This is a genomic window from Oscillospiraceae bacterium CM (genome assembly GCA_022870705.1).
In the GTDB taxonomy this organism is placed as follows: Bacteria; Bacillota; Clostridia; order Oscillospirales; family Oscillospiraceae; genus Sporobacter.
The window spans coordinates 1,157,094-1,168,484 of sequence record CP072107.1 but is presented as its reverse complement, the minus strand read 5'-3'; the positions used below and the strand labels follow the sequence as shown (position 1 = coordinate 1,168,484).

General features: G+C 53.5%; 11 protein-coding genes. 3 read left to right on the top strand and 8 right to left on the bottom strand.

Going from position 1 to position 11,391, the window contains the following annotated elements:
- Positions 1–88 precede the first annotated feature (88 nt).
- Complete coding sequence (locus tag IZU99_05860; GenBank protein UOO36813.1) at positions 89–1,237, top strand: hydrolase; 1,149 nt, start codon at positions 89–91, stop codon at positions 1,235–1,237.
- Between the two features lie 46 nt (positions 1,238–1,283).
- On the opposite strand, the gene spoIIR is transcribed toward IZU99_05860, so the two are convergent.
- The 5 genes from spoIIR to IZU99_05835 form a co-directional block, all read right to left on the bottom strand.
- The gene (spoIIR, locus tag IZU99_05855) at positions 1,284–1,886 is read right to left on the bottom strand and encodes a stage II sporulation protein R (GenBank protein UOO36812.1); all 603 of its coding nucleotides are present in this window, start codon (positions 1,884–1,886) and stop codon (positions 1,284–1,286) included.
- An 84-nt stretch (positions 1,887–1,970) separates the two neighbouring features.
- Positions 1,971–2,840, bottom strand: coding sequence for a 4-(cytidine 5'-diphospho)-2-C-methyl-D-erythritol kinase (locus IZU99_05850; protein UOO36811.1), 870 nt, complete (start codon positions 2,838–2,840; stop codon positions 1,971–1,973).
- Complete coding sequence (gene apgM / locus IZU99_05845; GenBank protein ID UOO36810.1) at positions 2,840–4,072, bottom strand: 2,3-bisphosphoglycerate-independent phosphoglycerate mutase; 1,233 nt, start codon at positions 4,070–4,072, stop codon at positions 2,840–2,842. The genes IZU99_05850 and apgM overlap by 1 nt, the downstream gene beginning before the upstream one ends.
- A 15-nt stretch (positions 4,073–4,087) precedes the next feature.
- Positions 4,088–5,257 (bottom strand): aminotransferase class I/II-fold pyridoxal phosphate-dependent enzyme, encoded by a 1,170-nt coding sequence (locus IZU99_05840; GenBank protein UOO38764.1) that lies wholly within the window; start codon positions 5,255–5,257, stop codon positions 4,088–4,090.
- Entirely contained in the window at positions 5,257–5,736 is a 480-nt protein-coding gene (locus IZU99_05835; GenBank protein ID UOO36809.1) for an Lrp/AsnC family transcriptional regulator, read from the bottom strand. The genes IZU99_05840 and IZU99_05835 overlap by 1 nt, the downstream gene beginning before the upstream one ends.
- A gap of 253 nt (positions 5,737–5,989) precedes the next feature.
- On the opposite strand from IZU99_05835, the gene IZU99_05830 reads away from it, so the two are divergent.
- Entirely contained in the window at positions 5,990–6,205 is a 216-nt protein-coding gene (locus IZU99_05830) for a DUF378 domain-containing protein (GenBank protein UOO36808.1), read from the top strand.
- A gap of 83 nt (positions 6,206–6,288) precedes the next feature.
- Here the strand turns inward: IZU99_05830 and IZU99_05825 are convergent, their stop codons facing one another.
- Entirely contained in the window at positions 6,289–7,827 is a 1,539-nt protein-coding gene (locus IZU99_05825) for an FAD-dependent oxidoreductase (protein UOO36807.1), read from the bottom strand.
- A gap of 219 nt (positions 7,828–8,046) precedes the next feature.
- Here IZU99_05825 and spoIIID point away from each other — a divergent pair, with 219 nt between their 5' ends.
- Positions 8,047–8,295 carry a sporulation transcriptional regulator SpoIIID gene (gene spoIIID, locus IZU99_05820; GenBank protein ID UOO36806.1) on the top strand — a complete coding sequence of 83 codons (249 nt, stop codon included), beginning with the start codon at positions 8,047–8,049 and terminating at the stop codon, positions 8,293–8,295.
- Between the two features lie 55 nt (positions 8,296–8,350).
- Here spoIIID and IZU99_05815 read toward each other — a convergent pair whose 3' ends face one another.
- Complete coding sequence (locus IZU99_05815; protein UOO36805.1) at positions 8,351–10,237, bottom strand: YgiQ family radical SAM protein; 1,887 nt, start codon at positions 10,235–10,237, stop codon at positions 8,351–8,353.
- Positions 10,224–11,390, bottom strand: a complete 1,167-nt coding sequence (locus IZU99_05810; GenBank protein UOO36804.1) for a GNAT family N-acetyltransferase — start codon at positions 11,388–11,390, stop codon at positions 10,224–10,226. Before IZU99_05810 ends, IZU99_05815 begins: the two co-directional genes overlap by 14 nt.
- Between the last annotated feature and the right edge of the window lies 1 nt (position 11,391).

Below are 11,391 nucleotides of genomic sequence, written 5' to 3'. Positions count from 1 at the left end.
ATTTATCAAAATGAATCATATTTTGTCATTTCCTTTGACCGCGTTTGTGATTATAATGGACATATAGCGATTAGGAAGCGGGGGTTTTATGTCAGTTTTGATTTACCGGCTTGTTGCCTTTTTATTGGCGCTGATCACGTCATCTAACGCTGCGGCCATCAATACCTCTGACGCCCCCTCGGCGACTCATACGCCGCAAATAACATCAGAAATGCCCCTCGTCGCGTACGACGGCCCCGTCGAGCACCTTTTCTTCCATCCTCTCGTCGCCTATCCGGAGCTTGCTTTTGACGGCGATAACAAAGAAAAAGGCATTGACGAATACATGGTCACCGTCTCGGAGTATAACAAAATCTTGCAAAGCCTCTACGATAACGATTATATCATCGTCAGTATGAACGACGTCTGGTCCGAAAAGCAGGACAGTGACGGTATTTCCCAGATGGTTCGGAATACACTCATGCTGCCGTCGGGCAAAAAGCCGATCATCTTGTCGTACGACGATGTTAATTACTATAACTACATGATCCAAAACGGCTTTACCTATAAGCTTGTCATTATGGATGGCGAAATCTGGAGCTGGGGTCTCGACCCCCAGGGGAATCCTGTTTACTCGCAGGACCTTGACGCCGTCACCCTTCTCGACAAATTTGTCAAGGCGCACCCTGATTTTTCTTTAAACGGTGCCAAGGGCTGCCTGTGCCTGACCGGCTACGAGGGTATTCTCGGCTACAGAACGATGACGGATATCGCCAACGAGACGCCGGAAGCCGCGTCGGCGCGCCAGGCGGAAATTAACGCCGTTAAGCCGGTCATTACGCTTTTGAAGCAGACCGGCTGGTATTTCGGCTCCCACTCGTGGGGCCATATCGATTTATCAAAATCGAGCTTAACGAGAGTCGAGGCCGATACGCAGCGCTGGCTTGACGAGGTCGGCACCCTTGTCGGCCCGACATCTCTTTACATCTACCCCTTTGGCGCCCGCCCCGATGGCGACGACGTCAAAAAATCAGGACCTATATTAAAATATCTTCAAGGTCAGGGCTTTCGTATTTTTTCATCCGTCGGCATTAGTGCTTTTTCAGAAATCAAAACTGATCTCGACGCCGTTATATGCGACAGAATGCATGCAGACGGGTCAACGCTGCGCACACAGCGCGCGCGCTATCTGAAGTTCTATGACGCTGCGCTTGTGTTTGACGCGGCTGTACGGCCAAACTATGGCGTAAATTGGTGACAGAAAGAGCCCCGCCTGACGGCGGGGCTCATGCGTTGTTGCTTCGTTAGATACCGAGCCATGCGCGGACTTTGTTGATAAGCTCGATAGACTTGAATTTGAGAACGTATTCCGGCTTGTCGGACGAAATCAGCTGTATTTCATCATCCGTCAAATTTGTCATTTTTGAAAAGTCAACGGCGGCGGACGTACAAAGCGGCGGGAAGATGACGCACCACCAGTTATGGCCCGCCCCGGCCCCAATGATCACGCGGAGGGACATATACGTCCCCGCAGGCAGCGAAAAGCTGTCATAGACGCGTGTCGGGAAGTCCTCAGGCCCGATGGTTGCTGTAACATCATACGAATAGCCGTTTGCTGTAACCGTCTGTTTCGCGTTGGCGATGATTTCAGGGAGACGCTCTTGAATAATCGATACTGCCGCGTCCCTGTCGGTGACGCCGTCTAAAAGATCGGCGACCGAGCCGAGTATTGTGTCACGCACCTTGAGCTTTAAGGCCTGATCGTCATCGGTATCCGAATTTGCCACAACGTGCAGGCGGATCAGCTTTTCTGACAAATCGGCGTCTTCCTTTGACAGCGCCGCGCCGCACAAAATTGTTATAACAAGCGCGGCAATGAGCGCTATTTCCCATTTTTTCAGTTTCATAAGTAAAAAAACCTCCGAGCATTTGTATGAGATATACAAATGATTGACGAGGTTTTTTGTTTTTATACCAATAATAAGTATTATTTACAAAATGATCTTTTCAGACGGGCGTGTTAAAAACGTTTCTGGAAAGCGCATTTTTAAGTCGATGGCGGCAGTTTCGGCCTCGTCTGCCTTTTCAAAGACAGCAAAGACAGCCGAGCCCGTTCCCGTCATCACGGCGCCAAGCGCGTTATAATTGAGAAGGCGGTCTTTTATCTCGCCGACAGCACCAGTGCCCTTTGGGAGAACATCTTCAAAAACATTATACATCCTTCGGGCAACGCCTGTCAGGCTCTGGCTTTTGAGCGCTTCAACGAGACCCTCTGTATCAGGCCGCAGCCGAATTTTATCGCAGACGATTTTTGAAAAAAGCTCCGGCGTCGAAATCGCAAACGGCGGCTTACAGATGACAATCGCGCATTCCGGCATAGGCGAAAGCGCCGTCAGCCGCTCACCGCGGCCTTCGGCTAGGGCTGTCCCGCCCGCCACGCAAAACGGCACGTCTGACCCGAATGATGCGCCGAGGCGCTCAAGTGCAGCTTGGCGCAGTCCTGTTTGAAACAGCCTGTTAAGACCTCGTAATACGGCGGCGCCGTCCGAACTGCCGCCGCCAAGCCCCGCGCCGACAGGAATTCTTTTTTCAATGGCAATTTCCGTCCGATAGCCTGTGATGCCGGTCTCATTATAAAAAACACGGGCGGCGCGGGCAGCGATGTTGCGCTCGTCAACGGGCAAATATTTCAAATCGGTCTTGATGAAAATGCCGTCCCCGGGTGTACACGTGATTGTCACGCCGTCGTTCAGCTCGGTGCTTTGCATGACCATGCGCATATCGTGATAACCGCTTGCCAATTTGCAGACAATGTCGATGGAGAGATTTATTTTTGCATAGGCTTTTTCAACAACCGTCATCACAGTGCCTCAAACAGCATGCCCATGAGCTTGATGCCGGCGTCGATAAAAGGTCCTTTCTCACCGTTTGCTTCCGTGTAAGATAAGCCGCTGCCTGTTGCCTTTCGGCTGTCGTACAGGAGAAACGGGACGGGGTCTCCGTCATGGCCGCGTGTTGACGTCAGCGTTTTATGGTCGGATAAAAGCAGCAGACGGTATTCGATATCCTGATTGGCCAGCGCTTGCGTCAGCGGCGCGACAACGCGCGCATCCAGCCATTCAATCGCTTGAAGCTTCCCTTTGAGGTCACCGTTATGCGTGCATTCGTCGGGCGCTTCGACATGGAGGGCGACAAAGTCATGCGCTTTTAAAACGTTCAAAGCAGCCTCGACCTTGCCCTCATAATTTGTTTCAAGCTCGCCCGTCGCGCCGTCCACCGTGATTATCTCAAGGGCGACGAGCGCGGCTATGCCATGGCAGAGCGGCACGGCAGAGACGACGCCGCCTGTTTTGCCATACGTTTTCGTAAATTGCGGCAGGGCGACTGCTGTCCCCTCCGCCCAGAACCAGATGCCGTTTGCCGGCATTTTACCAGCTGCGCGGCGTTTTTCATTGATTGGATGATGATCGAGAAGCGCATGCGCCGCGATCATCAAATCTAACAGCACCGCGGCATTCACGCAGCCCGACGGAAGAATTGGGCCGATCTTTTCGCCGAGATGATCGTGCGGCGGCGTTAAAACAATGCCGTTAATGTCAGCCTTGTCCTGCACGGCAATGTGCCGGAAGGACGGCGACGGGTATACGCGCACACCAGCTTTTGCAGCAAAACTCTGAAAGGTCGGGTCATTAAACAAAGCCCGAATAAGAGCTTCGGAGTCCTCTCCTTCAATGGAACCTGCCGAGTGCGAGAGAATTCTCTTTTCAGAAAAAGGCACGTCCGCGTCTTCAACCGTCACCATATTGCAGCGGTAGGCAATGTTGCCGGGCTGCAACACGATGCCGCTTGCCGCAGCCTCCAAGGGGGCGCGCCCTGTATAGCACGCCCGCGGGTCGCAGCCGAATATCGAGAGAATCGCCGTATCGCTCCCCGCCGGTAGGCCCGCCGGAACATTTTGGACGGAGCCGACGATGCCGTTTGCTGCCAGCGTGTCAATCGCCGGTATATGTGACGCTTCGAGCGGCGTTTTGTTGCCAAGCGCCGCGACGGGGTTGTCGGCCATGCCGTCGCCGATGACAAGAATGTATTTCATGGTAAGCCCTTTCGTTTATAATCTGTTTAAGAAGCGCTCAAGGCGCTTGAGGGCTTCCGAGATATTGTCGATCGAGGAGGCGTAGCACATGCGGACAAAGCCCTCGCCGCTTTTACCGAAGGCGTCTCCGGGGATGACGGCCACCTTTTCCTCCAAAATAAAGCGCTCACAGAATTCTTCTGACGTTAGCCCGGTCGACTGAATACACGGGAACATATAAAAAGCACCCTTCGGTTCAAAGCAGGAAATATTAAGGTTCCGCAGACCGTCAAGCAGGAAGCGGCGGCGGTAATCGTAATCCTTCCGCATCATTTCAACATCCGGGTCACCCGTTTTGAGCGCTTCAATCGCGGCATACTGGCTCGTCGTCGGCGCGGACATGATGGCGTACTGATGGATTTTCAGCATTTGCTGGATGATGGGTACCGGGCCGCAGACGTAGCCCATACGCCAGCCCGTCATGGCATGGCTTTTTGAAAAACCGTTGACGACAATCGTCCTGTCATACATCCCGGGGATGTTCGCCATGGAGACGTGGTGCTGGCCATAAGTTAGTTCGGCGTATATTTCATCCGAAAGCACCATAATGTCCGTTCCGCGCAAAACGTCCGCCAGGGCTTCTAGGTCCGAGCGCTCCATGATACCGCCCGTCGGGTTGTTCGGATACGGGAGCACGAGAAGCTTCGTCTTTGGAGTTATGGCGGCGCGCAGCTCGTCCGCCGTCAGGCGGAACTCGTTTTCAACCTTTGTTTCTACATAGACAGGCTTACCGCAGGCAAGCTCCGTAATCGGCCCATAGCACACGAACGACGGCACCGGCACAATGACCTCCTCGCCGGGATTGACGAGAGCGCGAATGGTGAGGTCAATGGCCTCGCTGCCGCCGACAGTGACGATGATCTGATCTTTGAAGGTGTATTCCAGATTGAAGCGGCGCTTTAAGTACCCGGCGATTTCGCCGCGCAGGCGTGTTAAGCCCGCGTTGCCCGTGTATTTCGTAAACCCCTTTTCAAGCGAAAATATTCCGGCATCTCGGATATGCCATGGCGTCACGAAATCCGGCTCGCCGATTCCGAGGGAAATCGCGTCGTCGCTGTTGAGCTCTTCCAATATGTCAAAAAACTTTCTGATGCCGGAGGGCTTAAGCTTTTTAACGTTGTCACTTAATAAATGATTGTAATCCATCATACGAACAGCACTCTCTCTTCCTGCTCCTCCTGAATGCGGTAGACGCACCCTTTTTCCTTATATTTTTTCAGCATAAAATGCGTCGCCGTGGCGGTCACACCCTCAATTGGCGCCAGGCGCGCAAAAACAAACTGGGCAACGTCCTTCATTGATTTGCCGGTGATGTAAACGGCTAAATCAAAATCGCCGGACATGAGATAGAGGCTGTCGACCTCGTCATACTGATAAATCCTCTGGGCGATCCTGTCAAAGCCCTCGCCACGCTGCGGCGCAATTTTAACCTCGATAAGCGCCGTTACGGATTCCTCACCCGTCTTGTCCCAATCCACGAGCGCCGTATATTTTAAGATGATTCCATCTGCTTCGGCTTTGGCAATGGCTGCTTCAACATCCTTCACATCCATGCCCAGCATCGCGGCGATTTGTGCTGCCGTCAGCCGCGCGTCCTTTTCAAGAAGCTTTAGAATTTCGTCCATGTCAAAACCTCCGTTTTATTTTTCGAAGCTGCCGGTGCGTCCGGCAGCGCCGGTGCGCCATCTGTAATGTGTTATTATACAGTATTCAAAATGATTATAAAACAGTAAATTTCGATTTCCACGTGAAAAAGTGTTCAAATATCAGGCTGTTGGCAGCTCTTTTTTTGATCGCGCGCATTTCTTTTTTCGACATGCATAGTTTTTTCACGCGCGGTTATATTAAGCGTGTAGCATATAAAGGAGGAATCCAGCAATGATTATGGATCGAATTGCGCTTGTCCTTGCAATCATCGGCGGCCTCAACTGGGGTTCGATCGGTCTTTTCAAATTTGATTTCGTTGCCTATCTGTTCGGCGGTCAGCTGTCGTCGGTCAGCAGAGTCATATACACCCTCGTCGGTCTCGCTGCTATTTGGCTCATTTCCCTGCTGTTCAGGGACCGTGAAGCGGAGCACGAAGAGCGGGTATAACGATATCCAGAGGCTTGACCTCTGGATACATAACAAACCGTGGAATTTTAAAGCGAAGCGTTCGAAAAACGACCTGCCGCCGGTCAAGTACCGGTCGGCAGGTCGTCAAACTTCCCACGAAAGAGAATTTTAAGCGAATCCTTTGGCGGGCCTTCCAAAAGCGCCCCGCTGGCGTCGTAACGGCCGCCATGTGCCGGACAGTCCCACGTTTTTTCTGCGGTGTTGAACCGAAGCTCCGTTCCCATGTGTGTGCATGTGATATCAAGGATCGTCACATCGTCGTTTTCATCCCGGTAAATGCCGGCTTTTTGACCCTCAAACCGGATGACACGCCCTTCCCCCGGCTGCAGGCCCGACAAGTCGTCCGTCCCTTCCAGCTTTGATTTTAAGAGTTCGGCAATAGGGCTTAAAATACCGTACAGTGTTTTTCCGGGTGCGGCGATTAAATCGCCGCGTGTTCTGGAATAAAGGCCTTCAAACCGGCAGGAGCCTTTGTCGATCAGGTCGGCGATCATCATACCGGCAAGCGTGCCGGTTGAAAGACCCCATTTTTTAAAACCGGTCGCCACATAAATATTCGAACGCTCGGACGTTCGGCCGATATAGGGTATCATATCGGGTGTGTCATAATCCTGTGCCGACCACATGGCGAGCACCTCTTTGACGCCCGCCAGCCTGTCGGCATAGCCCATGAGGTTATTGAAGTGGACGGTCATATCGCGCGCGCCGCGCCCTGTCAAATGGCTGTCGCCCACCGCGATTAAAATCTTTTCGCCGTTTTCCAAATGCGTCCGGAAGGAACGCGTCGGCATCCCGGCTGATATAAAGCTGCCTTCCGCCCAGTCGCCTTTGGCGCGGACGGCGATACCATATGTCCTTTTTGGGTAAAGCCGGGCAAAAAAGACGTTCGGCCCGTCATATAGTGGGTATTGCGTCGCCTCAACAACATGTTTTGCGGCAATGACGATATCGTCCTCGCAATAGACACGAACGACATCGTCTGTTTTTTCAATTTTAATGGCTTTTGTCCCACCGTGGATAACGGCGCCCCTTTTGACGGCAGCGTTGGCAAGCGCGTTAACATAGCGCACCGGGTGAAAAACAGCCTGCGCCGGGAAGCCCATCATGCCGATGTTTTCAACAGGAAATGTTGGTTTTTCAAGCAGCGCAGACGCGATACCCACCGAAGTTGCCGCTGCGTGTTCCTTTTGAACGTCCTCCCATTCCTTTTCGTTTCTGGCAAAGATATAGGCAGTGTTCTCGGTCAGCTGGCAGTTAATTGATTCCGAAAAAACAACACTTTTAACAAAATCGAGGGCGATTTGCTGTGAGGCGGCATAGTCGCGGGCGGTATCCAGCCCGTATTTTTTGAGTATCCTTGAATAAATGATATCATGCTGGATTGTCACTTTTCCGGTTGTGTTACCGGTTGTGCCGTCTGAAATGCCGCCCGCCTCAATAAGAAGCGGTTTAAAGCCTTTTTTCGCGAGACAATAGGCACAGGTTACACCGGTAATCCCCGCGCCGATGATACAAACGTCGGCCGTCAGGCTTTTTGTCAGGCGCGGATAATGCGTTTTTTCACCGGTGAGATTCCAATTGGAAATTGTGTTGTGCTGCATAGCGTGCCCTCCGCCTTATTTTGTGGCAAATTTACCCTCATGGCGTTAGTTTGAGGTCGGCGGCGTTATTTTATGCATAGACGCATGTCCGCTTGCATATGTGAAAGGTTTGTCCGCTGAAAAAAGACAGATATCTCCTCTTTTGACAAGCTCAACCCTCTCATAACTGCCCTTTTTCATGCATATAGTCTAGCATGACTATTGCCGGGAGTGATGTTTTTGAAATCCAACATCGAGGAGCGCGCCTGTGATTTGGCGGAATACATCATAGAGAGCAAAGCGACGGTGCGGTCGGCGGCTAAAAAGTTCGGCATCAGCAAATCAACTGTACATAAAGATTTATCCGAGCGGCTTGAACACATCAACAGGCCATTGTATCTCCAGGTAAAAGAAGTGCTGGAATTCAACAAGGCCGAACGGCATATACGGGGCGGACTGGCCACAAGAATGAAATATAAGGGCGTCTGAAGCAAAAAGGAAGTCCGGCTTTTGGCCGGACTTCTTTCTCTCAGGACACCAGCCTTCAGCGGCGGGTGCTTTTTTTTATCGGTTTTTTTGTTTTGCCGTGATCGTGCGGGCGCCCTGATTGTTTTTTGGGCCGCTCCGGGTTTGTTACCGGGCGGACAAGGCACTTCTTCCCAAAGCCGATGAGGTCTTCCCGGCCTGCTGTTTTAAGCGCTTCCAAGACAAGCGGCCTGTTCTGCGGGCGCTTCCACTGCAAGAGGGCGCGCTGCAGGGCTTTTTCATGCGCGGTGCGCGGTACATAGACCTGTTTCATCGTGCGCGGGTCCAGGCCGGTGTAGTACATGCAGGTCGACAGCGTCCCCGGCGTCGGATAAAAGTCCTGCACCTGCTCCGGCTGAACGCCGCGCGCGCTGAGATATTCGGCAAGGCGGACGGCGTCGGCAAGCGTTGAACCGGGGTGGGACGAGATGAGATACGGCACAAGAAATTGCTTTTTGCCGTAACGCTCGTTGAGTCGGTTAAATTTCTCTTCAAACCGGCTGTATACCTCATGCGGCGGCTTGCCCATCAGGGCAAGGACAGCGTTGTCACAATGCTCCGGCGCGACCTTGAGCTGGCCGGAGACGTGATGCTTCACCAGCTCGGCGAAAAATTCGCCGCTTTTATCTTGCATCAGGTAATCAAAGCGGACGCCGGAGCGGATAAAGACCTTCTTGACGCCCGGCACCGCGCGAACCTTCCGCAATAGCTGGAGATAATCGGTGTGATCAGCCTCTAAGTTTTTACATGGTTGCGGGGCAAGGCAGCTTTTTGCTTTGCACAGGCCGGTTTTAAGCTGCTTTTGACAGGCTGGGGCTCTAAAATTGGCCGTCGGGCCGCCGACATCATGGACGTAGCCTTTAAAAGCCGGATGGCGCGTCATCTCCTCGACCTCGCGGAGAACAGACACATGGCTGCGGCTTGTGACAATTCGCCCCTGATGGAACGCCAGCGCACAAAAATGGCATGCGCCGAAGCAGCCCCTGTTGTGGATGACGGAAAAAAGCACCTCTTCAATGGCCGGGACGCCGCCTTGCGCTTCATACATCGGGTGTACCGCGCGCGTAAACGGGAGCGACGCCACGCGGTCAAGCTCTTTTGTATCAAGCGGCAGCTGGGGCGGGTTCGCAACGAGAAATTTTTCGCCGCAGGGCTGAAGGACAGCTCGGCCGCAGACAGGGTCGTGCTCATCATATTGCAGCATGGCGGCCTCGGCATAGCGGCGCTTGTCCCCCGTCACATTTTCAAACGACGGGCATGAGACCGACTCAAACGAACAGGCAGCCAAATCGCCCGTCACATAGCACGTACCTCGGACGTTTCTTATTTCCTCGGGCGGGACGCCGTCAGCGAGCGCTTTGGCAATCTCCCGTACGGCGTTTTCACCCATACCGTAAATCAGCAGATCAGCCTGTGCGTCAAATAAAATCGGGTGGCGCACCGCATCGTCCCAGTAATCATAGTGCGCAAAGCGCCGGAGCGATGCCTCAAGCCCGCCCAGGACAATCGGGAGCCCCGGAAAAGCTTCGCGGACGCGGTTTGCGTAAACAATGGTCGCGCGGTCCGGCCGCAATCCGGCCTTTTTACCGGGCGAATAAAAATCTTCACCGCGGCGCTTTTTTGCCGCCGTATAGTGGGCGACCATTGAGTCAAGATTCCCCGCGTTAAGTAAGGCCGCATAGCGCGGGCGGCCCATCGCCGCAAAATCATCAGCCGATTTCCAGCCCGGCTGTGCAAGGACGGCTACGCGGTACCCCTCAGCTTCCAGCACCCTGCCAATGACGGCCGTGCCGAAGCTTGGGTGGTCGACGTACGCATCCCCCGTCACGAGGAGAAAATCGTAATAATACCACCCACGCGACACCATATCCGCTTTTGAGACAGGCAGAAAGTCAAATAATGTCATACAAATTCTTCCCGCCCAGTGCGATATTCATTTCCAGAATATCGTGACGACCGTTCGGGCCATCCTCTTCCCTTACCTTCTCAAAGCCGTATTTGGCGCAGAACCAGTAAGCGCGCTCGTTATGGGCGCTCACGGCAACACGCAGGCGCTCCCGACCGAGCGTGCGGTAGACAGAAACGGCCTGGCCTAATAGTTGAACGGCAATTCCAGTTTTTCGGTGCGAGCCCGTCATATAGAAAAATTCAATGACGCCGACGTTATCAAGAGCACCCTCCTTTGTTGCCAGCTCAATGGCACCGACGGGTGTGTCGCCAATCAGCGCCAGTGACACGGCACGCGAGTGCTCCTGCGCGTGGCGGCGGGCGTTCTCCAGCCAAAACCCAGCCATCGCGTCACAGGGGCGCTCTGCGTCGCACGCCTCGGCGCGATACTCGAGATAGAGCGGCACATTTCCGGATAGGTCAAACGGAACAAACCGGATATTTGTGGAGTCAAACGTCGTATTCTCACGCCACCACTTCTGATGGGCAAACGTCGAGTACTCCTCCGGCAGATGTGAATTGTCGCCATAATAATCAAAGGTCATTGTATCGCCGTCGGCAACGAGACGGGCAACAGCCGTATTGTCGCAATGCGGCACGCGGCGTATTTCCTGCGGCGAAACATTCATGACACCGCTGGCAAAAGCCCTGATGGCCGAGCCGTGCGAGAAAACGGCAACCGTCTGGCCGTTATGGCAGGCGGCTATTTTTTCAATTTCGCGCGTCATGCGCTGCCGGAGGTCTAAAAAGCTTTCCGCGCCGTCAACACGCCACCGCGTCGGATCGTTATTGAAAGCGTCCAACTTGTCCGGCTCGAAGCGTTCAACCTCGCCCCACGGCGTGTCCTCCCAGACACCCATATTGACCTCGCGGAGCGCCGGTGTGAAAGCGGCGTCAAGCCCATGGTTTTTATAAATGGCGGCAGCCGTCAAACGCGTGCGTGTCAAATCGCTTGAATAAACGGCGTCGATTGAAACATCGGCAAAGCGTTTTTTCAGCGCGCCGATCTGCTTGTAACCGCGCCGCGTAACAAGGCTGTCATACTGCCCGTGGATGCGCCGGTAGAGGTTCCCCTCCGCCTCGGCGTGCCGAATCAGATAAATCGTCGTCATA